The organism is Aquisalimonas sp., from assembly GCF_007120195.1.
GTDB lineage: Bacteria > Pseudomonadota > Gammaproteobacteria > Nitrococcales > Aquisalimonadaceae > Aquisalimonas.
The window spans coordinates 1-23,158 of the sequence record NZ_SKOG01000100.1 but is presented as its reverse complement, the minus strand read 5'-3'; the positions used below and the strand labels follow the sequence as shown (position 1 = coordinate 23,158).

The 23,158-nt window shown below is 63.2% G+C and carries 19 protein-coding genes; 5 read left to right on the top strand and 14 right to left on the bottom strand.

All coding sequences use genetic code 11. The annotated features are described in order from the left end of the window. The 3 genes from QZT63_RS07860 to gltB form a co-directional block, all read right to left on the bottom strand. The coding region (locus tag QZT63_RS07860; RefSeq protein WP_290650074.1) for a uroporphyrinogen decarboxylase family protein at positions 1 to 184 on the bottom strand (184 nt) is incomplete at its 3' end. A 91-nt stretch (positions 185 to 275) separates the two neighbouring features. Next, complete coding sequence (locus tag QZT63_RS07855) at positions 276 to 1,682, bottom strand: FAD-dependent oxidoreductase (protein ID WP_290650072.1); 1,407 nt, start codon at positions 1,680 to 1,682, stop codon at positions 276 to 278. 74 nt (positions 1,683 to 1,756) lie between these two features. After that, positions 1,757 to 6,232 (bottom strand): glutamate synthase large subunit, encoded by a 4,476-nt coding sequence (gene gltB / locus QZT63_RS07850; protein ID WP_290650071.1) that lies wholly within the window; start codon positions 6,230 to 6,232, stop codon positions 1,757 to 1,759. 521 nt (positions 6,233 to 6,753) lie between these two features. On the opposite strand from gltB, the gene QZT63_RS07845 reads away from it, so the two are divergent. Next, complete coding sequence (locus tag QZT63_RS07845) at positions 6,754 to 8,013, top strand: hypothetical protein (RefSeq protein ID WP_290650069.1); 1,260 nt, start codon at positions 6,754 to 6,756, stop codon at positions 8,011 to 8,013. Positions 8,014 to 8,036: 23 nt separating this feature from the next. On the opposite strand, the gene QZT63_RS07840 is transcribed toward QZT63_RS07845, so the two are convergent. The 8 genes from QZT63_RS07840 to QZT63_RS07805 all read right to left on the bottom strand — a co-directional run bounded on the left by QZT63_RS07840 (position 8,037) and on the right by QZT63_RS07805 (position 15,921). Beyond that, on the bottom strand, positions 8,037 to 9,203 hold the full coding sequence (locus tag QZT63_RS07840; protein WP_290650067.1) for a deoxyguanosinetriphosphate triphosphohydrolase: 1,167 nt from the start codon (positions 9,201 to 9,203) through the stop codon (positions 8,037 to 8,039). Positions 9,204 to 9,206: 3 nt separating this feature from the next. After that, positions 9,207 to 10,319 carry a 3-dehydroquinate synthase gene (aroB, locus tag QZT63_RS07835; RefSeq protein ID WP_290650066.1) on the bottom strand — a complete coding sequence of 371 codons (1,113 nt, stop codon included), beginning with the start codon at positions 10,317 to 10,319 and terminating at the stop codon, positions 9,207 to 9,209. Further along, positions 10,300 to 10,839 (bottom strand): shikimate kinase AroK, encoded by a 540-nt coding sequence (aroK, locus tag QZT63_RS07830; protein ID WP_290650064.1) that lies wholly within the window; start codon positions 10,837 to 10,839, stop codon positions 10,300 to 10,302. Before aroK ends, aroB begins: the two co-directional genes overlap by 20 nt. A gap of 136 nt (positions 10,840 to 10,975) precedes the next feature. Beyond that, positions 10,976 to 13,129 (bottom strand): type IV pilus secretin PilQ, encoded by a 2,154-nt coding sequence (gene pilQ, locus QZT63_RS07825; RefSeq protein WP_290650062.1) that lies wholly within the window; start codon positions 13,127 to 13,129, stop codon positions 10,976 to 10,978. A gap of 20 nt (positions 13,130 to 13,149) precedes the next feature. After that, positions 13,150 to 13,698: a pilus assembly protein PilP gene (locus tag QZT63_RS07820; RefSeq protein ID WP_290650060.1), complete on the bottom strand. Its 549-nt coding sequence runs from the start codon at positions 13,696 to 13,698 to the stop codon at positions 13,150 to 13,152. Further along, positions 13,698 to 14,291, bottom strand: coding sequence for a type 4a pilus biogenesis protein PilO (locus QZT63_RS07815; protein ID WP_290650059.1), 594 nt, complete (start codon positions 14,289 to 14,291; stop codon positions 13,698 to 13,700). The genes QZT63_RS07820 and QZT63_RS07815 overlap by 1 nt, the downstream gene beginning before the upstream one ends. After that, positions 14,288 to 14,863, bottom strand: coding sequence for a PilN domain-containing protein (locus QZT63_RS07810; RefSeq protein ID WP_290650058.1), 576 nt, complete (start codon positions 14,861 to 14,863; stop codon positions 14,288 to 14,290). The genes QZT63_RS07815 and QZT63_RS07810 overlap by 4 nt, the downstream gene beginning before the upstream one ends. Next, positions 14,860 to 15,921, bottom strand: a complete 1,062-nt coding sequence (locus QZT63_RS07805; RefSeq protein ID WP_290650057.1) for a pilus assembly protein PilM — start codon at positions 15,919 to 15,921, stop codon at positions 14,860 to 14,862. The genes QZT63_RS07810 and QZT63_RS07805 overlap by 4 nt, the downstream gene beginning before the upstream one ends. Before the next feature lie 187 nt (positions 15,922 to 16,108). Here QZT63_RS07805 and QZT63_RS07800 point away from each other — a divergent pair, with 187 nt between their 5' ends. Together QZT63_RS07800 and QZT63_RS07795 are read left to right on the top strand one after the other, a co-directional pair. Further along, on the top strand, positions 16,109 to 18,547 hold the full coding sequence (locus QZT63_RS07800) for a penicillin-binding protein 1A (protein WP_290650055.1): 2,439 nt from the start codon (positions 16,109 to 16,111) through the stop codon (positions 18,545 to 18,547). Between the two features lie 61 nt (positions 18,548 to 18,608). Continuing rightward, positions 18,609 to 19,256: a hypothetical protein gene (locus QZT63_RS07795; protein WP_290650053.1), complete on the top strand. Its 648-nt coding sequence runs from the start codon at positions 18,609 to 18,611 to the stop codon at positions 19,254 to 19,256. A gap of 63 nt (positions 19,257 to 19,319) precedes the next feature. Here QZT63_RS07795 and QZT63_RS07790 read toward each other — a convergent pair whose 3' ends face one another. After that, the gene (locus tag QZT63_RS07790; protein WP_290650051.1) at positions 19,320 to 20,615 is read right to left on the bottom strand and encodes a citrate synthase; all 1,296 of its coding nucleotides are present in this window, start codon (positions 20,613 to 20,615) and stop codon (positions 19,320 to 19,322) included. A gap of 269 nt (positions 20,616 to 20,884) precedes the next feature. On the opposite strand from QZT63_RS07790, the gene QZT63_RS07785 reads away from it, so the two are divergent. Then, positions 20,885 to 21,046, top strand: a complete 162-nt coding sequence (locus tag QZT63_RS07785; protein WP_290650049.1) for a hypothetical protein — start codon at positions 20,885 to 20,887, stop codon at positions 21,044 to 21,046. Between the two features lie 38 nt (positions 21,047 to 21,084). Here the strand turns inward: QZT63_RS07785 and QZT63_RS07780 are convergent, their stop codons facing one another. Next, complete coding sequence (locus QZT63_RS07780; RefSeq protein ID WP_290650047.1) at positions 21,085 to 21,345, bottom strand: type B 50S ribosomal protein L31; 261 nt, start codon at positions 21,343 to 21,345, stop codon at positions 21,085 to 21,087. Between the two features lie 183 nt (positions 21,346 to 21,528). Further along, positions 21,529 to 21,864, bottom strand: a complete 336-nt coding sequence (locus QZT63_RS07775) for a DUF3135 domain-containing protein (RefSeq protein WP_290650046.1) — start codon at positions 21,862 to 21,864, stop codon at positions 21,529 to 21,531. Between the two features lie 323 nt (positions 21,865 to 22,187). On the opposite strand from QZT63_RS07775, the gene QZT63_RS07770 reads away from it, so the two are divergent. Then, a partial coding sequence (locus QZT63_RS07770; RefSeq protein ID WP_290650044.1) for a hypothetical protein occupies positions 22,188 to 23,158 on the top strand: 971 nt, incomplete at its 3' end.

Below are 23,158 nucleotides of genomic sequence, written 5' to 3'. Positions count from 1 at the left end.
CCTCGCAGGCGAGTTCCGGCGTCTGACACAGGGTCAGGAAGTCCCCGGCCCGCTCCCTCGTGGCCCGGTACTCGGGGAGGTAGCGCCCGGCCTGGCGCATCATCCACACAGGTGTGCGTTCCGTGGGTTCTCGCAGCAGGGCGCGCAGGAGCAGGTCGTTCTGCAGCGGCGGAGTTTTGGTCACGCAGTCTCTCCCGGAGGGTGGTTGCTGGCATGAATGGGGTGTACCTGTGCTGCGAAGGAGTTTGCAGCGGAGGGCGCGGCGCTCGCCGCGCTTAGACCTCCAGGTAGTTGAGAATGCCCTTGGCGGCTTCTCGCCCTTCGAACACGGCGGTTACTACGAGATCCGAGCCACGCACCATGTCGCCGCCCGAGAAGATCTTCGGGTTTCCGGTCTGGCCGAAATAGCGCTCGTCCTTGCGAATGGTGACCCGGTCGCGGTCGTCGGTGTGGATGGCGTAATCACCGAACCACTCCGCCGGGCTCGGGCGGAAGCCGAAGGCGATGAGCACCCGGTCGGCGGGTATGACCGTCTCGGTCCCCGGTACCGGTTCCGGGCGCTGGCGGCCCCGCTCGTCCGGGGCCCCAAGCTGCGTGGTGACGACCTTGACGCCTTCCACCTTGGTGTCGCCGACGACTTCCACGGGCTGTCGGTTCCAGAGGAACTTCACGCCCTCTTCTTTTGCGTTGCCCACCTCCCGACGGGAGCCCGGCATGTTCTCCTCGTCACGGCGGTAGGCGCAGGTCACGCTCTTGGCCCCCTGGCGAATGGAGGTGCGGTTGCAGTCCATGGCGGTATCGCCGCCGCCCAGAATCACCACCCGCTTGCCGCGCATATCGATAAACTCGCTGGGATTTTTCTGGTAACCCAATTCCCGGTTGATGTTCGACACCAGATACGGCAGGGCCTCGTACACCCCTGGCAGGTCCTCACCCGGGAACCCCCCGCGCATGTAGGTGTACGTCCCCATGCCCAGGAACACAGCGTCGTAGTCGCGGTCGAGATCCGCGAAGGCGATGTCTTTGCCGATCTCGGTGTTCAGCCGGAATTCCACGCCCATCTCTTCCATGATCTTCCGCCGTGTACGCACGACGTGCTTCTCGAGCTTGAACGGGGGAATGCCGAAGGTAAGCAGGCCGCCGATCTCCGGGTATTTGTCGAACACCACGGGGTGGACGCCATTACGCACCAGAATATCGGCCGCGCCCAGTCCCGCAGGCCCTGCGCCGATCACGGCCACCCTCTTGCCCGTGTCGACGACCCCGGTCATGTCCGGCCGCCAGCCGGCCTTGACGGCCTCATCGGTGATATAGCGCTCGATGTTGCCGATGGTGACGGCCCCGAAGCCATCGTTGAGGGTACACGCTCCCTCGCACAGGCGATCCTGTGGGCAGACGCGGCCGCAGACCTCTGGCAGCGAGTTGGTGCGATGGGACAGCTCGGCGGCCTCGAAGAGGTTCCCCTCGGCGATCAGCTTCAGCCAGTTGGGGATGTAGTTATGCACCGGGCACTTCCACTCGCAGTACGGATTGCCGCAGTCCAGGCAGCGGTCGGCCTGGGATGCCGCTGTTTCCTTGTCGAACTGGTCATAGATTTCGTTGAAGTTGCGAACCCGGATCTGGACCTGTTCCTTCTTCGGATCCTGCCGCGGGACTTCGATGAACTGAAAGTTGTTTCCCATAGGTTCCTGTCGCGTCCGTCAATCTTCGGCTTGCCGGATGGGGGGCCGGCCGGCGCCTCGCCGGCCGGAGCGGATCAAGCAGCCTGGCGCAGCGTGTCCAGGATGCTCTGCAGGTTCGCCGCCTTGGGCTTGACCAGCCAGAACCGCCGGGCGTAATCCCGGAAGTTGTCCAGGATTTCCTGACCCCAGGTGCTACCGGTTTCCCCCACGTAATTGCGGATCATCTCCCTGAGATAGTTGCGGTGGGCCTCCATGGACTCGGACTGTACCCGGTGGATATCGATGAGCTCGTGGTTATAGCTGTCCACGAATTCGTTATCCAGATCCAGCACGAAGGCGAAGCCGCCGGTCATGCCCGCGCCGAAGTTCAGGCCCGTGGGGCCGAGGCAGCAGACCACGCCGCCGGTCATGTACTCGCAGCCATGATCGCCCATACCTTCCACGACAGCGTGGGCCCCGGAGTTGCGGACCGCGAACCGTTCGCCCGCCGTGCCGGCGGCCAAAAGCTGGCCGCCGGTGGCACCGTACAGGCAGGTGTTGCCGATGATGGTGGTGTCATTGGTACGGAAGGTGCTGCCGTCCGGCGGGTAAATCACCAGCTTGCCGCCGGCCATACCCTTGCCCACGTAATCGTTGGCATCGCCGGCGAGGTACATGTGCAGCCCCGATGCGTTCCAGACACCGAAGCTCTGGCCGGCAGTGCCCGTAAGCCGCAGGACCAGCGGATGGCTGGCCATGCCGTAGTTGCCATGACGCCGGGCGATCTCGCCGGAGAGCCGGGCGCCGACCGAGCGGTTCATGTTCTTCACCTCGAATCGGAACTCGCCCCCGGTCTTGCTCTCGATGGCGGGCAGGCACTCGCGGACCATCGCTTCGGCGAGCTCACCCTTGTCGAAGGGCACGTTACTCGGCTCGATGCAGTGCCGCGGCTTGTCCGCGGGCACGCCGCCGTCGGAGAGTAGCGGGCGAAGGTCGAGCTGGCGCTGCTTGTCTGTCTCCCCGGGAAGAATCTCCAGCAGGTCCGTGCGGCCGATGAGATCCTCCAGGCGCCGGACGCCAAGCTTCGCCAACCACTCCCGCGTTTCCTGGGCGACGAAGCGGAAGTAATTGGCAACCTTCTCCGGGGTGCCGATGAAATGCTTCAGCCGCAGGACCTTCTCCTGGGTGGCCACGCCGGTGGCGCAGTTGTTCAGGTGGCAAATGCGCAGGTACTTGCAGCCCATGGCCACCATCGGTGCCGTGCCGAAGCCGAAGCTCTCGGCCCCCAGGATGGCGCCCTTGATGACGTCCAGCCCCGTCTTCATGCCGCCGTCGGCTTGCACGCGCACCTTGCCGCGCAGATCGTTGGCGCGCAGGGCGTGATGGGTTTCCACCAGGCCCAGCTCCCACGGGGCGCCGGCATATTTCACCGAGGTCAGCGGGCTGGCACCGGTGCCGCCGTCGTAGCCGGCAATGGTGATCAGGTCCGCGTAGGCCTTGGCGACGCCCGCGGCAATGGTGCCGACCCCGGCCACGGAAACCAGCTTAACGGAGACCAGGGCCTGGGGGTTGACCTGTTTGAGGTCGAAGATCAGCTGCGCCAAGTCCTCGATGGAGTAGATGTCGTGGTGCGGCGGCGGAGAGATCAGGGCGACACCGGGCTTGGAGAAGCGCAGCCGGCCGATCATCTCGTTGACCTTGTGCCCGGGCAGCTGGCCGCCTTCGCCGGGTTTGGCGCCCTGGGCAACCTTGATCTGCAGCACTTCGGCGTTCACCAGGTAGTGCGGCGTGACGCCGAAGCGCCCGGAGGCCACCTGCTTGATCTTCGACATGCGCTCGGTGCCGTAACGCGCCTCGTCCTCGCCACCTTCGCCGGAGTTGGAGCGTCCGCCGAGGCGGTTCATGGCGATGGCCAGGGATTCGTGGGCCTCCGGCGACAGGGCACCCAACGACATGCCCGCCGAATCGAAGCGCGGCAGGATCTCCTCAATGGGTTCCACCTCGTCGATGTCGAGCGGGGCCTCGGCGGGCGTCAACTGCAGCAGGTCCCGCAGGACCATGGGCTGGCGATGGTTCACCATCGCCGCAAAATTATCCCACGCCTCGCGACTGCCCGTCTCCACGGCCTCCTGGAGGAATTGCACTACATCGGGGTTGAACGCGTGGTACTCGCCGTCCTGGACGAACTTCAGCAGTCCGCCCTTGCGCACCAGGGCACGACGGGAGAAGGCCTCCCGGGCGAGAGTCTTCTGGTCGGCTTCCAGCTCCTGAAAACGGCTGCCCTTGACCCGACTCACGGTGCCCGTGAAGCATCGGTCCACAACCTCGTCGGCGAGGCCGACAATCTCGAACAGCTGCGCACCACGGTAGCTTGCGATGGTTGAGATCCCCATCTTCGAGAGGATCTTGAAAAGCCCCTTGTTGATACCTTTGCGGTAGTTGCGTCGTAGCTGATCGACCGGAGTGTGTTTGACCTTGCCGCTGCGGCGCAGGTCGCGGATCGTGGCGAAGGCCAGGTAGGGGAAAATGGCGGTGGCGCCGAAGCCGATGAGTACGGCGAAGTGGTGCGGATCCCGCGCCGTCGCTGTCTCAACAATGATATTGGCATCGCAGCGCAGGCCGCGGTCCACAAGCCGGTGATGCACGGCGCCGGTGGCCAGCAGGGCATGGATTGGCAGCTTGCCCTCGGCCACGAAGCGGTCGGTGAGCATGAGGATGACCTTGCCGTCGCGCACCGCCTGTTGCGCGTCGTCGGCAATCCGCGTAATGGCCGCTTCCAGTCCCTCCGATTCGTCGTAGTGAAGATCGATCACGTGCTTGGGGTAGTCAGGATCGTCCTGGTTTAGCAGTACCAGGAACTTGCTGCGTGAGAGCACCGGGGATTCCACCACCAGGCGCTTGGCGTGCTGCTCAGTCTCTTCGAAGACATTGAGCTCACGTCCGAGGCACGTCTCCAACGACATGACAATCTGCTCGCGCAACGGGTCGATGGCCGGGTTGGTGACCTGGGCGAATTGTTGCCGGAAATAGTCGTACAGGGCGCGTTCGTTGCGCGAGAGCACCGGAAGCGGCGTGTCGTCACCCATGGAACCGACGGCTTCCTGGCCCCCTTCAGCGAGAACGCGCAGGACTTGCTCATTTTCCTCCAGGGTCAGGTTGTACATCTTGCGGAACAGCGGCAGCTCCTCGTCCGTCAACGGCGTCCCGCCATCTTCGAGCTCCGTGTCCACGAGCGTGGACTCCAGCCGTTGCAAGTGCTGGTGGAGCCACCGTTTGTAAGGCTTGCGCTGCTTGAGCCGGTCATCGATGGTCTTCGGCAATAGCAGCTCACCGGTCTCGGTGTCCACGGCCAGCATCTCGCCGGGCTTGAGTCGGCCCTTAACCTCCACATCCTCAGGGCTGTAGTCGTAGACGCCGATCTCGGAGGCCAGGGTGATGTGCCGATCCTTGGTGATGACGTAGCGGGCCGGGCGCAGTCCGTTGCGGTCCAGCACGCAGGCGGCATGGCGGCCCTCGGTTAGCACGATGCCCGCCGGGCCGTCCCAGGGCTCCACATGCATGGAGTGGTACTCATAGAATGCCCGCAGGTCTGTATCCATGCTGTCCACGTTCTGCCATGCCGGCGGGATGAGGATGCGCATGGTGCGGAAGATATCCATGCCCCCGGCCAGCAGGGCGTCGAGCATATTGTCCAGGCTGCAGGAGTCGGAGCCCTCGCTGCTGACCAGCGGCGCCACCTTGTCCATGTCGGGGATCAGCGGCGTCTCGAAAATAGCCGCGCGGGCGTTCGCCCAGTTGCGATTGCCCTGCACCGTATTGATTTCGCCGTTGTGGGCGAGAAAGCGGAATGGCTGCGCCAGGCGCCACTGCGGCCAGGTGTTCGTGGAGAAGCGCTGGTGGAACACGCAGATGGCCGTTTCCATGCGCGCGTCGTTGAGGTCTTTGTAGAAGACCGGCAGGTTCGCGGGCATCACGAGCCCTTTGTACGAGACCACCTCGCAGGAGAGACTCGCGATATAGAACTGCTCATCGTTCTCCTCGATGAGCTTCTCCGTGACCCGGCGCGCGGTGAACAAGCGCCGCCCGAAGTCCTGATGATCCGTGCTGGCTCCGGCATTGATGAAGATCTGCTCAATCACCGGTAGGCTCTTCAATGCTTGCTCGCCGCAGGCGGAGGAATCCGTGGGCACCTGACGCCAGCCGACTACGGTCAGCCCTTCGTCTTCAAGGGCGCAATTGAGCGCCTCCCGTGCTTTGTCGGCCTTGGTGGTGTCGACATTGAGGAAGATGGTGCCGACCGCATATTCATCAGCCAGCTGCCAGCCGTGTTCATCGGCCACCGCGCGCAGGAAGCCGTCCGGCTTTTTGAGCAGGAGTCCGCAACCGTCGCCTGTCTTGCCGTCGGCGGCGACCGCACCGCGGTGCGTCAGCCGGCCCAGGGATGTAATGGCCGTCGACAGAACCCAGTGACTGGGTTTGCCGTCCATGTGTGCGATCAATCCGAACCCGCAGTTGTCCTTCTCGAAGCCCGGCCGGTACAGAGTCGGCCAATCAGCGTTCTCGTATCTCACGGGGAATGCCTCTGCGTGATGGTGAGTAGCGTTCGGGCAAGGGGCTCTGCCTGCGCCGGTCGAGGCGGGGCAGTGGCCGTGTGCCGGGTGACTGGGCACGCCACAATCCCCTCGTCCGTGGGGCAAAAGGCCGATCAGTATAGCGTCTCAAGGGCAGCGTCTCAAACCGCCGCTAGGAGGCAACCGTGCAGTGCCCATGAGACTGGAGCGTTGCATAGGCGTGTAATGATGGCTGACGGCTGGCCAGCATCGGGAACCCGCTGGACCGACGACCCTCGTGACCCGGAAATGTGACCCCATTCACGAAAGTGGCTGAATTTCCGGATATTCTCGATGGTACAGCCATTGACGGGGTCGGTGGCGCACGGTGCAACTGAAACGAATGGACAACTACTAACGAGCTACGGAACAGCCATTTTCCTCCCACCTTCAACGCGTGAGCCGTAATTTGTTCAACGGTTTGTCGTCATTGGAGGTATCCGGCCGAACTGTGGCGTTTTCAGCGAAAGGGAGCTCCGCTCATGCGTGTGTGCACGCGATTTCTTGTCTTGTTCATTTTGACGCTCGCGCTTGCTGGTTGTAACAGCAGCAGCGATGGCAATGATCCGCTGATCTCGAGCGGCGGCGGTGGGGGCGGTAGTGGAGATGGAAGCAGCGAAGGTGACGGTGCGGACAGCGAAGGTGATAGTGCGGACGATGACGCAGCGGGGGGTGATGACGATGACAACGAATCAGAGTCCGGTGCCGGCGGCGGGAGGGCGCACGAAATTGTGATTACGGCACCCCGGGAAAACGCCGTTGTTGACACGCAAGACGGCGTCTACGGCCGGCGGGTCACGGTGCTGGTCTCGGACAATGACGGCGAACCGGTGCCGGACGGCACGCGCGTTCGCCTGGGCGTGATGGATTCGGTGATCACCTATGGCAACGATGGCGAGGTCGACGCCGGCGATACTCAGTTCACCTCCGGCGCACCCTTCCACGGCAATAATCTTGACGGCTTTATTACCCGCCAATCGTGGCCGTGGTACGCGCATGACGGCTTCGTCCTGGTCAAGAATGCAGCGTTTCCGGATCGCCGTCGCCGTGTAGACGCTGTCACCGGCCCGTTCAGCCTGGATGTGACCGATGCCTATGAGGAGTCCGTGAGTGACGGCCGCTACTGGGTCGGCGCCTCCGCCATGGGGATCAGCATTGTCGATGAGGGTGGTTCCTCGCTTGAGGGCAACATACTCACCACCCAGAATGGCAAGGCGAGTTTCCGGATCCGGTACCCCACGCGGCGCGAAGGCAGGCCGCTGATTGGGCTCGGTTGTGCCCGCTATAACAACGACGGGACGTATCCCGAGGATCCCCGCTTTCCGGATGACCCCCATTCCGGGCAGGTCCTTCTCTACGCCGAGGTCCTCGATCACCTTGAAGACGATTTTTCCCGGTTCGCGAAGGTGGATACCAGTTTCTGCTTCAGCGGCATCGCGGGAGGCAGCATTGAGGCGACACCCGCTGCCGCTTCCGACATCACGTTAAGTCCCGGTGAAACGCAGCAGGTGACGTTTTACTATGAAGACGGCGGTGACGGTGTGCCGTACGCTTTTCGCGAGCTGGGCGTCTTCATCGACGGCTTGACTGACGTCGACGCCCAAATCGTCGACGGTATGACGAACGGCGAGGGTTACGGTGTTGTCACCATTAGCGCGGGTTCTAATGCCGAGGGCGACGGGTCGGTGATGATTTTTGACGGTGATGCGAGCCTGGAGATCAGTGTAACGATCGACGACTGAGGCGGGTGATCCGCGCCGGCTCGTCAGGTGAGCCGGCGCGGATCGAACAACCGGCCGTATTCGTCGATGGCGTACCGGTCGGTCATGCCGGCAATGTAATCGGCAACCGCACGGGCACGTCCGGCTGCGTTATCCATCGCCTCAAGCGAGCGGCTGCGCTGAAAATGCTGGGGCGGCATCAGCGCCGGGTCGTCAACGAAGGCGTCGAACAGCCCCGTGATGGTGCGCTTCGCCTTCTCCGCCATGCGGTGGACGCGGTAGTGTCGGTACAGGGCGTGGAACAGAAAGTGTTTGAGTTCCCGGTGCTGTTGCTGCATGGCGTCGCTGAAGTGCACCAGTGCGTCCGGGCGGCTGCGAACGGCGTCGATGTCCGCCGGTCGTGCAGCCTCCAGGCTGGCCTGAGTGGTAGTGACGATATCGCCGACTTGCGCCGCGATCATGCGCCGCACGGTTTCATAAATCAGCCGCCGGCGCGATAGGGTTGGGTAGGTGGAGCGGACATCGGCGAAGAGACGCCCCGGCAGCTGCAATCCCTCGAGCTCGTCAATGCTGAGCAGTCCGGCGCGCAGGCCGTCATCGACGTCGTGGCTGTTATAGGCCACTTCATCCGCCAGATTCGCAAGCTGCGCCTCCAGGCCTGGATGGGTGCGCTCGAGAAAGCGACGCCCCAGCGCCCCCAGCTCCCGCGCGGCGTCGGCGCCGCAGTGTTTCAGGATCCCTTCACGGGTCTCGAAGGTCAGGTTGAGACCGTCGAACTGCGCGTATCGCTGCTCCAGGTGATCCACGACGCGCAGCGATTGCAGATTGTGCTCGAAGCCGCCGCAGTCGGCCATGCAGGCATTCAGGGCGTCCTGCCCCGCGTGCCCGAATGGGGTGTGGCCGAGGTCGTGGGCCAGGGTGACGGCTTCGGTCAGGTCTTCGTTGAGATTCAAGGCCCGTGCGATGGTGCGGGCGATCTGGCAGACCTCCAGCGTGTGGGTGAGGCGGGTGCGGAACAGGTCGCCTTCATGGTTCACGAACACCTGAGTCTTGTATTCCAGCCGCCGAAAGGCCGCGGCATGGATGATGCGGTCCCGGTCACGCTGAAAGGCGTTGCGATAGAGCGCCTGCTCTTCCGGGTGCCGGCGTCCTTGACTGCGCGCCGGATCGGCGGCGTACGGCGCGAGCAGGCCGGCCTGCGGGGAAATCATGGCTTAGGCACCGCCTGTGAAGTGATTGAGTGTGGCCCGCAGGCGCTCCGCGGGAACGCTGTCGGTCACGATAGCCCGGCCGATGCCTTGCTGCAGAACCAGCCGGATACGCCCCTGCTGGGCTTTCTTGTCCACAGCCATGATTTCCAGGAACTGTGTTGGGGTCATGGACTGCGGCGGCGTCAGCGGCAGCCCGGCTCGCCGCAGCAATGCCGTCACGCGGTGATGCTCTTCCTCTGAGAGCCAACCAAGATCAGCGGATAAGTGCGCGGCCATTGCCATGCCGGCGGCGACCGCCTCCCCGTGCAGCCAGCTGCTGTAGCCAGTCGCCGTCTCAATGGCGTGGCCGAACGTGTGCCCGAGGTTGAGTGTCGCACGGACCCCTTGCTCTCGCTCATCGGCGGCCACCACGTCCGCCTTGTTCGCGCAGGAGCGTTCGATGGTGTCGGCCAACGCGCCCGTATCCCGGGCCAGCAGGGCCTCCAGGTTGTCTTCCAGCCAGACGAAGAAGTCCGGATCCCGGATAAGGCCGTACTTGATCACCTCGGCGAGGCCCGCACTGAGCTCACGGGCCGGTAGCGTTGCCAGGACGTCGGTATCGGCGATGACGCCTCGCGGCTGATGGAAGGCACCGATCATGTTCTTGCCGCGCGGGTGATTGACACCGGTCTTGCCACCTACGGATGAGTCCACCTGGGCCAGAAGCGTTGTGGGAATCTGCACAAAGGCGACGCCCCGCTGGTAGGCCGCCGCCGCGAAACCCGCCAGATCACCGATGACCCCGCCGCCGAGGGCAATCACTGTGCAGCTTCGCTCGAACCGCCGCTGCAAAAGCCGGTCCCAGATCCGTTCGCAGCTGGCCACGGTCTTGTGCGCTTCGCCGTCGGGCAGGATCAGCGCGTCCGCGTGCAGCCCCTCCAGGCTGGTGAGGACCGGATCCAGGTACAAGTCGGCCACCGTGTCGTTGGTGACCACGAGCGCCTGATTCCCTGGCAGCCAGTCGCGCAGTGGCTCCGCCCGCCCCAGTTGATCGGGGCCGATGCAAATCGGGTAGCTGCGCTCGCCCAGCGCCACATTCAGCCGGCGGCTGCGGCACTCAGTTGGGGTGCTCGTCATGGCAATAGTTGTCCAGGCCGTTGAGAATGTTGCGCAGGACATGGCCGATGGAGCCGCTGTCGGTATCCACGGTCAGGTGCGCGGTCTGTTGATACAGCAGCTCGCGTTCGGCTAGCAGCGCTTCGAGGCGTGCGCGGGGGTCTTTGGTCTGTAGCAGCGGGCGACGCTTGTTCTTGCCGGTGCGGCGCAGTTGCTCGTCCACCGAGGTGCGCAAATAGATCACGACGCCGCGCTCACGCAGGTGGCGGCGATTATCAGGATCAAGCACCGCACCGCCGCCGGTGGCAAGGACGCAAGCGTCCGAGCCGGTCAGGGCATCGATCACGACTTTCTCCCGCTGCCGGAATCCGGCTTCGCCTTCCACATCGAAGATGTGGGGGATGTCGACGCCCGTGCGCTCGCAAATGGCCTCATCACTGTCGAGAAACGCAAGCTCCAGCCGCCCGGCCAGGCGCCGTCCGATCGTGGATTTGCCGGCGCCCATGGGGCCTATGAGGAAAATGCGCTTCGATTGGGTCATGGTGGGGCCCGCACCTGGAAAGCCTTAAGCATAACGCCGGTGCGCCGGACCTTGAAGCCTGGCGCTCTGCTAAGGGGGGCGATCCCGGCAAGGGGGCCCGCCCGGGGAGGGGTGCCCCGGGCGGGCAAGCAGGCGCTTATCTGACGGCGTTGCCCGTCAGGCTCTCCTGGAGAATGCGTGGCGTGACGAAGATCAGCAGTTCACTGTTCTCGTCCACGGTGGAGCGATTGCGAAACAGCCAGCCGACGGCCGGTAGCGACCCCAAGAAAGGCACCCGGGCTTCCTGCTGCCGCCGCTCGCGCTCGTAGATGCCGCCGAGCACCACGGTCTCGCCATTATCGACAAGCACCTGCGTCGTGACGGATTGGGTGTCGATGCTGGGCACACCGGCGAAGACCTGGCCGACGGTATCCTGACTTACCTCGAGATCCATAATGATGCGATCGTCGGGCGTGATCTGCGGGGTCACGTCCAGCGCCAGGAGCGCCTCCTGAAATGACACGTTGGTGGCGCCACTGGCCGTCGCCTCCTGGTACGGGATCTCCACGCCCTGGCGGATGCTGGCCGTCCTTTGGTTGGAGGTGATCACCCGCGGGCTGGAGACAACCTCACCGCGGCCTTCGGTTTCCATGGCCGAGAGTTCCAGCTGCAATAGCCGGTCACCGATGCGCCCGACGGCGAGACCCACAGAGCCGGCCGGGTTATTCACGGGAAGGTCAACCAACAGGCCCTCGGCACCGTTTACCTCGAACCCGGTTGTCCCGTCCGCCAAGCCCCCGGGTCGGGTGCCCCCGGCGCGGAAACCGTCTTCGGAGCCGATATCGCCCGAACCACTGGCACCGAAGCGCACGCCGAGTTCGCGGCTGAAGTCGTCGTTGGCGATGACAATGCGCGACTCGATCAGCACCTGACGCACGGGGACGTCCAGCCGGTTGACCAGTGAGCGGATGTCGGACAGGTTCTCATCCGTATCGCGGACGATGAGCGTATTGGTCCGCTCATCGATGGTCACTTGTCCGCGGCCCGACAGCAGTGAGGTCTCCTCGGACCGGATCAGGCCGGCCAGATCCCTGGCGGTGGCGTAGTTCACCTCGAAGAACTCTGAGCGCAGTGTCGCCATTTCCTCAATTTCACGCCGGGATTCAAGCCGCTGACGTTCCCGGGCTGCCATTTGATCGGCGGGCCCCACCAGCATGACGTTGCCGCTGATACGCTTGTCCAGGCCCTTGGTCTGAAGAATGATATCCAGCGCCTGGTCCCAGGGGACGTTCTGCAGGCGCAGCGTGATGTTGCCCGTGACCGAGTCACTCACCACCAGGTTCATGCCCGTGAAATCGGCGATTAACTGCAGCACCGAGCGCACTTCAATATCCTGGAAGCTCAGGGACAGCCGCTCCCCGGTATATTCCGGCTCTTCCTCCTCGCGCGTTTCCTCGGTCACGGGCTGGAATTCCACGGTGAACTGTTTGCCCGCCTGATAGCCCATGTAGTCATAGTCTTCGCCCTCGATGGGCTGGATGCGCATGAGCGCGTCGCTGCCATCCTGGCGCGTTTCGATGGTCTCTACCGGCGTGGCGAAATCGACGACGTTCAGGCGTCGTTGCAGGTTGTCCGGCACGTCGGTGTCCCGGAAGCGTGCTTCGATGCGGCCGTCGGAACGCCGGAGGTCCACGGGGATGCGGGGATCACTCAGGTCGATAACGACCCGTCCGGTGCCGTCTGACCCACGCTGGAAGTCGATTGCCTCCAGTGCGCTGCCCTCCGGCGCGGTTTGCGGCTCGTCCCCACCCAGCATCTCCTGATCGGTTACCGCGTCGACCTCGGCCTGCCCCACCTCACCGGGGCCACCGCCGAGGAAGATATGGAGTGTATTGCCGTCGATGCGGGATTCGTAGCTTGTCATCTCGGAGAGATTCAGCACCACGCGGGTTCGCCCGTCGGCCTCGGCTGTGGACACCCCTTCGATGGCACCGACGCCAATGCGCTTGCTCCTCTCCGAGAGTTGGTTCCGCGTCTCGGGGAAGTCGAACGTGATCCGCGCTGGATCATCGATGGTAAAGCTGTTCGGCTCCCCGGGCGGGTTCTCCAACTCCAGCGAGATCTGGACCCGGTTGCCCGGCATGGTCGAGTAGCTGATACCTTGTAGTGCGTTCTCGGCCAGTACCTCGCCCGCCAGAAGTAGGCCGGCTGCCAGCCCAACCAGGCAGGTGCCTGCCCGGGCCAGCGTTACCGGCTGGCGGCTTGGCAAAGCGCCCTGCCGCCCTGCGCCCTGCTTTTCAACCGTCGTCATCGTCGTCGACTCCCTCTTCCTTATTCTCGTGTCGTCAGCGAGGCTTCCCGCTCGCGCCACCCGCCGCCCGGAGCCGGCGTCAGCTCCAGGACCTCTATGCGTTGTTCGGTGATGTGTTTGATCTCGCCGTGATTCTTGCCCAAGTAGTTGCCCTCCTGGACGCGATGAATCCGCCCGCTCGGATCCCGGACGAGTCCCCAGCGCGCACCGCCCTGCTCCAGGCTGCCAGCCATCCGCATCGAATCCAGCGGAAACTCCTCGAGGGGTTCGCGGGGGCGCTGCTGATCGGGCCGTGGACCGTCGTCGGCGGCCTGATTCCGTTCGTCATCCGATTGCGCAAAACTCAGCCGCTGGAACGGGTCGCGGATGTCTAAGTCGGGGTAACGATGGCTGCGCGCGGGCTCCGGCTCGGGTACCGGATCGAGCGCTGGCGCCGGGCGTTGGCGCGTTTCCTCGATGTAGGCTTCCAAATCGTCGGTATCGCGGTAGCAGCCGGCAAGCACCATGGCCGCCAAGGCCAGTAAGGCAACGCGCGCGCCGGTGGTTCTGACAACGGTGCGTTCAGCCATCAGTCGCCCTCCTCGTCGAGATACCAGTACGTCCGCGCTGTCGCGCGCATGGAGAGTTTTCCATTATCCCGGGCGTCGGCGATCTGGACGTCGTGCAGGGTGACAATCCGCGGCAGGTTCGCCACGCCGCTGACAAAGCGCCCGAACTGGTGGTAGTCGCCGCGCACTTCGATATCGATGGGCATTTCCGCGTAGAACTCGCGCTCGCTCGTGCGCCGCGGTCGGAAGAGCTTGAATTCAAGGCCGGCGGCGAGCCCGGTCTGGGAGATATCCACGAGTAGCCCGGCGACCTCGACCCGACTGGGTAGTTGCCGGAGCATCGCACCGAAGGATTCTTCCATTTGCTCGAGTTGCGCCTTGTAATCGTCGAGCGCAGCAGCCCGCAGCTGCCGGTGCTCGAATTGCGAGCGCAGTTCGTCTTCCTTGCCCTGGACGCGCTCGAGGTTGGCCTGCTGATCCTTCCAGTCGAAGTGCCAGCCGGCGCCGACGATGAGGGCAAAGGCGACGGCGATGACCACCGCCTTGGCGGCCCAAGGCCAAGTGCCGATCTCTTTGAGATCCAGTTCGTTCAGATTGATCTCGGAGAGATTCATTGCGTGCCCTCCCCATTATCCGTGTCGCTCGGCGGGTCCGTCTGACGGACCCGCAACGAGAAGTCGCTAAGGCGGCTACCCTCGCGATTGTCCACCTGGATCACTTCAAGGTCGGGGTCGGTAAGCCAGGGGGAGGCGTCGAGGCTTTCCATGTAACTGGAAACCCGAGCATTGGACTGCGCCACGCCGGTGAGTGTCAGTTTGGCGGAATTCTGCTGGAGGCTTTTCAGGTAAACCCCCTCGGGGATGCTGGTGGCAATCTCCTCGAACAGATGCACAATCTGCGGACGCCCGGCCTGCAGTTCCTCGATGACGTTCATGCGCGCGACCAGCTGCGCCCGGACGGTCTCGAGGTTCCTGATTTCCTCGATCTGTCGGTCCAGCTCGGCAATTTCCGTTTCCAGCATCTGGTTGCGGTGCTCGTGGTAGTCGACAAGGCCGGAAATATGCCAATGGCCGCCGTACCATACGGCAGCGGCAAGGGCTGCCGCGACGCCAAGCACAACGTAGAACTCCATCTGCCGTTGCTTCTTGAGCTCTTCGCGCCAGGGGAGAAGATTGATCCGAGTCATGCGTCAAAACTCCTCATGGCCAGGCCGGAGGCGATGATGAGCGCCGGGGCATCCTCACTGAGCCGCTCGGGCTTGATGTGGGAGGAGAGGGCCATGTTCGCAAAGGGGTTGGCCACCTGGGTTGGCACCCCGGTCTCTTGCTCAACCAGGCGATCCACGCCCGCAATGGCGGCGCAGCCTCCAGCCACCATGAGGGCGTCCACGCTGTTGTACTGGCTGGCACCATAGAAGAACTGCAAGGAGCGCACGACCTGCTGGGCCATGGCCTGCTTAAACGGCTCCATCACCTCTTCCTGGTATCCGTCCGGCAGCCCGCCATGGCGTTTCGCACGCCCCGCTTCCTCGAATGACACACCGTAGCGGCGCTGGATTTCCTCAGTGAGCTGACGGCCACCGAAGACCTGCTCCCGGGTGTAAATGATCTGCTGATTCTCCAGCACCGTGAGCGCGGTCATGGTGGCGCCGACATCGAGCAAGGCGACCCTCTGCTCATGCCCGCAGCCGGGCAGAGCGTCCGCCAGCAGCGCGAAGGCGGCCTCCGTGGCGTAGCTTTCAACGTCCATGATGCGGGGGGTAAGCCCTGCCGCCTCGCAGGCGTCCACACGGGTTTCCACATTGTCTGAGCGGGACGCCACCAGAAGCACGTCCACACTGTCCCCTTCGGCACTTGGGCCCAGGACCTGGAAATCCAGGTTGACCTCGTCGAGGGGGTAGGGGACGTACTGGTCCGCCTGGAGCTCGATCTGTGCTTCAAGCTCCTGCCCACTGAGATCCGACGGCATCGCGATCGTCTTGCTGATGGCGGCCGAGGTGGGCACTGCGAGCGCAGCCGCGCGGAGCTTGGTTCGGGATCGCTTGACCGCTGCCTTGATGGCCTCGGATACCGCGTCAATATCGGAGATGCTCTTCTCCACCACCGCGTTGGCCGGTAGGGGCTCGACCGCGTAGCTTTCGACACGCAGTCGCCCATCGTGACGCTTCAGCTCCAGCAGCTTCACCACCGTGGAACTGATGTCGATGCCCAGCAATGGTGGACTTTTCTTTCGAAAGGGGCCCACAACACTTCCTTATGGTTAGGTAAGTTATAGGAAAGGCGTGCTCTAGCAGATGCAGAGTTCGCCCTAACCACATATCAAACGTCAGAAAATTCAAAATGATCGTCTGATAGCACCACTCGTCCTTGAGGTTATAACGCTTTATACTCTGCGAAACCGAGACCACGTAGACACTATTGGAATGGAAACCATGCGCCGCTTTCCTCGCGTCCTTGCGTACGGTCTGGCGACCGTGCTCTCCCTTGCGCTTCTGGCCGCTGCCGGGGTGGCTGGGCTGTATTTGTATCTCTCGCCGCAGCTGCCTTCGGTCGAGTCACTGCGTGATGTCCGCTACCAGGAGCCGCTGCGGGTGTATTCCGGCGATGGCAAGCTCATTGCGCAGTTCGGCGAGAATCGCCGTGAGCCTGTGAGTTTTGATGCGATCCCCGAGCGCATGCAGCAGGCCTTCATCGCCTCCGAGGATGAGCGTTTCTTCACGCACCCTGGCGTCGACTACCAGGGACTCGCCCGTGCTGTGATCTACCTGGCTCGTCATCAGGAGATCGGGCCCGGCGGCAGCACGATCACCATGCAGGTCGCCCGTAACTTCTTTCTGAGCCGGGAACAGACCTACCTGCGCAAGCTCAATGAAATTCTGCTTGCGTTCAAGATCGAGCGGGAATTGGACAAAGAGCAGATCCTCGAGCTCTATCTCAACAAGATCTACCTTGGCCAGCGCGCTTACGGCATCGGCGCGGCCTCCCAGATCTATTACGGCACGACGCCTGACGAGCTTACCCTGGCCCAGACGGCCATGATTGCGGGGCTGCCCAAGGCGCCCTCGGCCTGGAATCCTGTGGTTAATGCGGAACGGGCGTTGCAGCGCCGGGCGTACGTGCTCCGGCGCATGCACGAGACCGGGGCGATCACCGCCGAGGAGATGGCGGAAGCCAGTACGCAGCCGATCACCGCCCATGTGCGGCGCGCCCGGCCGACGGTTGAGGCGCCTTATGTCGCCGAAATGGCGCGCGATCACGTCGTCGACATGGTTGGTGACGACGCCTATACAGGTGGTTACCGGGTGTATACCACCATCGATAGTCGGTTGCAGGAGTTGGCCAACGAGGCCTTGCGGCGCAATCTGATCGTCTACGATGAGCGTCACGGTTACCGTGGCCCCGAGGGGCGGATCGACCTGGATGCCGATAGTACGGAGTCAGTTTGGCGCGACGCCCTGGCGCCGCTGCGCACCCTCGGCGGTCTGCGCCCTGGCCTTGTCATCGACGTCGATGAGGTGGCCACTGTCTATTTGCGCAATGGTGATACCATCGAACTTGATCTCGAGGCGATGGCCTGGGCCCGTCCCTGGCTCTCCCAGTCGGCGGTCGGCGACCGGCCGGAAGCCGTGAGCGACGTTGTGTCGCCCGGAGACGTGGTGCGGGTGCGCAGAACCGACAATGGCTTGCGCTTGAGCCAGGTTCCGGAGGTGGAGGGCTCGCTGGTCAGCCTGTCTCCCCGCAGCGGGGCGGTACTGGCCCTGACTGGCGGGTTCGACTTCCGCAAGAGCCAGTTCAATCGGGCGATTCAGGCCGTGCGTCAGCCGGGCTCGGCATTCAAGCCGTTTATTTACTCCGCGGCCCTGGAAAACGGCTACACGCCTGCGAGCATCATCAACGACGCCCCGGTGGTGTTCCGCGACGACGCGCTGGAGAGCACCTGGCGCCCCGAGAACTACACCGGTCGGTTCTACGGCCCGACCCGTATGCGTGAAGCCCTGGCACAGTCCCGGAACCTGGTCTCAATCCGCGTGCTGCGGGACGTCGGTACCCGTTCCACGATCGACTACCTTGATCGCGTCGGCTTTCCGAGGCATCGGATGCCAAGCAATCTCTCTTTGGCGCTTGGGAGTGCAGGCGTCACACCCTGGGAGTTGACTGCCGGCTACGCGATTTTCGCCAATGGCGGCTATCGTGTTCATCCGTATTTCGTCGCCCGCGTCGAAGATGGCAGCGGACAGGTCATTCAGGCGGCCCAACCGACACTCGCCTGTGATCAGTGTGCGGAACTGGTTCGTGAGGAGGACATGCTGGACGCCGGTAACGTCGAGGAGACAGCGGTTCGTAACGAACAGGCGCGATTTGCACCGACTTACCGACCGGCAGAGCGGGTCATTTCGGCGCAAAACGCCTACCTTACCACCAGCATGCTGCAGGACGTCATCAACCGTGGCACCGGGCGGGCGGCACGGCGCCTTGATCGCGGCGATCTTGCCGGCAAAACCGGCAGTACCAATGAGCTTCAGGACGCCTGGTTTGCCGGCTACAACGGCAGTCTTGTGACCACCGCCTGGATCGGGTATGACCAATCCCGCTCCATGGGGCGTGGGGAGACCGGTGCCCGGGCGGCATTGCCCATGTGGATGGATTTTATGGCGCCGGCGCTTGAGGGCACGCCGGAAGAGACCTTGCGGCGGCCCGGTGGGCTGGTGACTGTGCGTATCGACCCCCGATCCGGACTGGTGACCGACTCGGGCAATCCGGATGCCATCTTTGAGACCTTCCGTTCGGACGAGGTGCCGGACCGGGACCCGGATGCGACCCGCAATGGCACCGGAGGGGGCCGTGATCGCGAGGAGTCGCCGTTGTTCTGATGGGCAGCGGCTTTGGTTCAAGCTCGGCCTAGCGGTATCCTAAATGGGAGGGGATGGAATTATGGCAAAGCAGGGAACCCCGCGCGATCAGCGCATGCGTCAGCGCTTGACGTTGGAAGCCGCCCGTATCATGGTCGACGAGGGCGTGCGTAACTACTACCAGGCGAAGCGCAAGGCGGCCGAGCGGCTGGGTGCGCCGGATACCCAGAACATGCCGCGAAACCGTGAGATCCAGGACGCCGTTATTGATTACCAGCGCCTGTTTCAGGGCGAGTCCCAGGCGGCGCGCTTACGAGAGCTGCGCGAAACGGCCTGCGCGGCCATGCGGTTTTTCGCACGCTTTCGGCCACGCCTGGTCGGCTCCGTGCTCGATGGCACCGCGGGGGAATGGTCGGACGTGAATCTGCACGTCTTCGCGGACACGCCCGAAGAGCTGGATGTGTTTCTGCTCGAGCACGGCATCCCGTTCGAGCCGGCGGAGCGGCGGCTACGTTTTAAACGCGATGAGTGGATGACGCTGCCGTCGTATCACTTCATGGCCGGTACCCATACCGTTGACCTAACCGTCTTCACAACCGACGGGCTGCGTCAGCCGCCTCTCAGCCAAGTGGATGGGCAGCCCATGGCCCGGGCCAACGTGCAGGCGGTGGAAGATTTGCTCGCCGGCGATGATGAATGGCCCTCGGCAACGCCGTTACCGAGTCTCTAGCCATAGACCATAGACCATAGACTGCTCTGCCTCAGGGAAGCGACTGTCCCGAGGCAGTGCGTCTCAGCGTTTATCGACCGGCATGTAGTCGCGTTTTGCGGCGCCGGTGTAGATCTGTCGGGGCCGGCCGATGCGCTGCTCCGGGTCAGTCACCATTTCCATCCACTGGGCGACCCAACCCGGTGTGCGCCCCAGGGCAAAGAGCACCGTGAAGAATGACATGGGAATGCCGAGTGCGCGGTAGATGAGCCCAGAGTAGAAATCCACGTTCGGGTAGAGCTTGCGCTCTACAAAGTAGCTGTCCTGCAAGGCAATCTCTTCGAGCCGGATGGCCAGCTCCAGTTGTGGATCGTTCGACACGCCCATTTCGTTAAGCACCTCGTAGCAGGTGTCCCGGATGATGGTCGCGCGCGGGTCGTAGTTCTTGTAAACGCGGTGGCCGAACCCCATGAGGCGGAATGGGTCGTCCTTGTTCTTGGCTTTATCGATGAATCTTGTCACCTTGCTGACGTCGCCAATCTCCTCGAGCATGCGCAGCACGGCCTCGTTGGCGCCGCCATGGGCCGGACCCCAGAGGGCCGCGCAGCCCGCCGCCATGGCGGCAAACGGGTTGGTGCCCGTGCTGCCCGCCAGGCGCACAGTGGATGTGCTGGCGTTTTGCTCGTGGTCGGCGTGCAGAATCAAGAGTTGATCCAGCGCCTTCTCGGCCACGGGATTGATCTCGTAGTGCTCGGAAGGCCGCGAGAACAGCATGTTGAGCAGGTTGCCACAGTAGCTCAGGTGGTTCTTGGGGTAGACGAACGGCTCGCCGACGAAGTGCTTGAACGCCGCGCCGGCAATGGTTGGCATCTTCGCGATAATGCGATGGGCGCACAGATCGCGACTCTCCTGGTCATTGACATCGATACCGCCGTGATAGAAGGCGGACAACGAACCCACCACCGCGGTCAGCATGGCCATCGGGTGCGCATTGTAGTGAAAGCTGTTGAAGAAGTTCTTCAGGCTTTCATTCACCATCGTGTGGCGCGTGATGGAATCGGTGAACGCGTCCAACTCGGGCTTGGTGGGCAATTCACCGTAGAGCAGCAGGTACGACACCTCGAGGAAGTTGCTGTGCTCCGCCAGCTGCTCAATCGGATAGCCGCGGTAGAGCAATGTTCCCTTGTCGCCGTCGATGAAGGTGATATCGCTACGGCAGCTCGCTGTGGAGGTGAAGGCGGGGTCGTACGTGAAGCAGCCGAGCTCGCCGTAGAGGTTCTTGATATCAACCGCCGTCGGGCCGTGCGTGCCTTCGCGCACCGGGAGTTCAACGCTCTTGCCGGTGGCGTTGTCTGTGAGCGTCACAGTGTGATTGGACATTGTGTTGACTCCTAAGTCTCTACGGGCCGTAGTCGCGTCTGCGCCAAAGGCAATGGAGCTACGCTGCGATGTCAGTCAGGGAGGTGTGAGAGCGCTTGCTCCAGTTCCCCTGCGAGCGGCATCCGCTAACCGGAGCCGCGGGCCTGGCCCCTGATCCTGATGTGCCGGGCGGGGCAGTAACCTTTGTTAAGAACATATTACAGTGTCCGGCACATGTTATAGCGACCGAACCGCGGAGATAGTAACAGCAAAGGGGGAAGCGGGGAAGAATGGGTGAAAAGTCAGAAAATCAAGCAATTTTCGAGGAAAATCGCGAAAGATTCGGGGAATGCGCGGCTAAAATCGTGATTCCGTCAACCCGCCGGGGCGTTATCGGTGCTGCAATGCGCAATCTACTCCGTGGGCAGCAGGGCTCCGGCGGCATCAACTGACAGCTGCCAGCGGCACAAGCAGCAGCGAGACAAGCGTCTCACTGCTTGGTTTTGCCGAGCCGCCCGTACTTCTGCTTGAAGCGGTCAACGCGCCCGCCGCTGCTGAGCACGCGCTGCTTGCCGGTGTAAAACGGATGGCTCTTGCTGGAGACTTCCACCTTCACCAGGGGGTACTCCTTGCCGTCCTCCCAGGTAATCGTGTCCTGGGTGCGGATGGTCGAGCGCGTCAGAAACGCGAAATCCGAGGCGATGTCCTGGAACACGACTTCGCGATAGTTCGGATGGATGTCCTTCTTCATGACCAGGCTACCTGCTGTATCGGTTCGGGCGACCCCGGGCCGCCCGGCGAGGGGGCGTTCATTTAAGGAGGCGGAGCATACCTCCCGAATGACGCAATGACAAGCGAGGGTCGCGCCGCCGGGGGTGATCGCGAGTCTCTCCCGGGTTGCTCATTGTCAGGATGAGGCGGGCATGGGTCTCAATCAGCGCTTCTTGAATGGGAGGATTTGGGCCTGTGGCAGTCCTGACGTCGTTCGACCCGTCCAGCGCTTGCCCAGGTATTCAAGCTGTGCGAGGAGTCCGCGCTCACTGTAGACAGAGTCCCACATCATCCGCGACAGGCGCATACAAGCCACCAGCGGGTCGCTGTCGCGGGATCGGACCCGGTCGATGCGCCACTGCAGCCGTTGAAGTCGCTCCCGGCGTTCGGGTGGGGCGGCGGCGATTGCGGCGGCGATCACGGCACGGCGGCGGGCCTCGAAGGCCGCCGGATCCCGAACGGCCAGTTCCCGCCACTCGTCAAAGCTTGGGTACGTCATGCCTCGCGCTGCCAAGCCGACCTCCCCGAGTGAGCATGAGCCGGAACTATATGTGTCTGACCACTAGTCTAGCAGGATGCTGAAAAACGCCATGTTGGCCCTCTTTCAGCTCGTTGCACCGCGGCGCATGTCCTTGACTTGCCAGTGTTCTGAACGAAGCGTGCGTGCAATAATCGCGCGCCCCGGGAGGACTCGTTCCGCATCGCGGGAAGATTGCGTAGGATTGAGGGCCGTGGCTCGCCCACATGAAATCTCATCGAATGGGGGAAGCGGTGACTAGCGCCTTACGGGCTGTCCTGGCAGCGTGTGTCGGGGCTTTCATAATGGCGGAGCACGTCGCGGCAGATTGGTGGGAGCCGCAGCCTTTCCGGCAGGCTGCTATCGATGGCCGGCAGTTCAGCTATAACGCCGAGAGTTTCTTGCACCGATTCACGTTCGAGCCCGCGCCCGCGCTTGGAAGCCGAGGATGGCCGCTGCCGGATGGCATATTCGGAACCGGAGGCAGCACCCGCAGTGACGAACTGTATACACGCCAGCAAATCCAGCTCACGGCCGATTTTGACGGGTCCGGCTACTTTCGCTACCGGTTCAGGCGGTTCGAAGATTTCGACGGCCGTTACGATAGCAACCTCGTCGGCTTCGGTGCGACGCTTGCCAATGGCTGGATGGCATCGCTCTACGGCGACGTCGAGGGGGCCAAGGAGACCATCGACGTCCGCTTTGACCTGGCCTGGGGTGACGGCGCCGGCAACCGCTTCCATGCTGCCATTGTGGCGCCGGACACACTGTTCAACGACAAGCAGCGGGAGGCCCGCTTTGACCGTCAGCCCTACACTTTTTACGTGGCAGGCGCCCGACGGTTGGGCAACGCCGTGGCATACGGCTTCGCCAACTACAATGACCCGGTTCGCCTCAACGATAACGTGCGCGATTTCAGCTACCGCTACGAGCAAGGGCGCGGCGGTGTCGGTCTCGACGTCCCGATTGCGCCGCGCTGGGAGAGCAGTGTCGAGGTGGAAGGCCTTTACACGACACGGCGGCTGGATGATCGCGGTGGAGAGGAGGTTCCGGATCAGCGCCTGCGCCGTCGCCATAATCAGGTCACCGGTGAGCTTCGCCATGGCTATGGCCCGGCCACTGATCTCTGGGGTGGTGTGCGCTATTTCCGCCTCATGGAGCGCGACCGGGGGGCTGCGGGGGATCCGCTGGATCGCCATGAACGCCGCGAGCGTATGGTCTATGGTGGGGTCACCTGGCGCTTTAATGAGCGCATGCAATTCGCCCCGGGCGTTTT

Bases quoted from the DNA above. Each gene is read 5' to 3' on its own strand.
- QZT63_RS07855 (WP_290650072.1), bottom strand. From the start codon at position 1,682: ATGGGAAACAACTTTCAGTTCATCGAAGTCCCGCGGCAGGATCCGAAG.
- QZT63_RS07845 (WP_290650069.1), top strand. From the start codon at position 6,754: ATGCGTGTGTGCACGCGATTTCTTGTCTTGTTCATTTTGACGCTCGCG.
- QZT63_RS07840 (WP_290650067.1), bottom strand. From the start codon at position 9,203: ATGATTTCCCCGCAGGCCGGCCTGCTCGCGCCGTACGCCGCCGATCCG.
- aroB (WP_290650066.1), bottom strand. From the start codon at position 10,319: ATGACGAGCACCCCAACTGAGTGCCGCAGCCGCCGGCTGAATGTGGCG.
- aroK (WP_290650064.1), bottom strand. From the start codon at position 10,839: ATGACCCAATCGAAGCGCATTTTCCTCATAGGCCCCATGGGCGCCGGC.
- pilQ (WP_290650062.1), bottom strand. From the start codon at position 13,129: ATGACGACGGTTGAAAAGCAGGGCGCAGGGCGGCAGGGCGCTTTGCCA.
- QZT63_RS07820 (WP_290650060.1), bottom strand. From the start codon at position 13,698: ATGGCTGAACGCACCGTTGTCAGAACCACCGGCGCGCGCGTTGCCTTA.
- QZT63_RS07815 (WP_290650059.1), bottom strand. From the start codon at position 14,291: ATGAATCTCTCCGAGATCAATCTGAACGAACTGGATCTCAAAGAGATC.
- QZT63_RS07810 (WP_290650058.1), bottom strand. From the start codon at position 14,863: ATGACTCGGATCAATCTTCTCCCCTGGCGCGAAGAGCTCAAGAAGCAA.
- QZT63_RS07800 (WP_290650055.1), top strand. From the start codon at position 16,109: ATGCGCCGCTTTCCTCGCGTCCTTGCGTACGGTCTGGCGACCGTGCTC.
- QZT63_RS07795 (WP_290650053.1), top strand. From the start codon at position 18,609: ATGGCAAAGCAGGGAACCCCGCGCGATCAGCGCATGCGTCAGCGCTTG.
- QZT63_RS07790 (WP_290650051.1), bottom strand. From the start codon at position 20,615: ATGTCCAATCACACTGTGACGCTCACAGACAACGCCACCGGCAAGAGC.
- QZT63_RS07785 (WP_290650049.1), top strand. From the start codon at position 20,885: ATGGGTGAAAAGTCAGAAAATCAAGCAATTTTCGAGGAAAATCGCGAA.
- QZT63_RS07780 (WP_290650047.1), bottom strand. From the start codon at position 21,345: ATGAAGAAGGACATCCATCCGAACTATCGCGAAGTCGTGTTCCAGGAC.
- QZT63_RS07775 (WP_290650046.1), bottom strand. From the start codon at position 21,864: ATGACGTACCCAAGCTTTGACGAGTGGCGGGAACTGGCCGTTCGGGAT.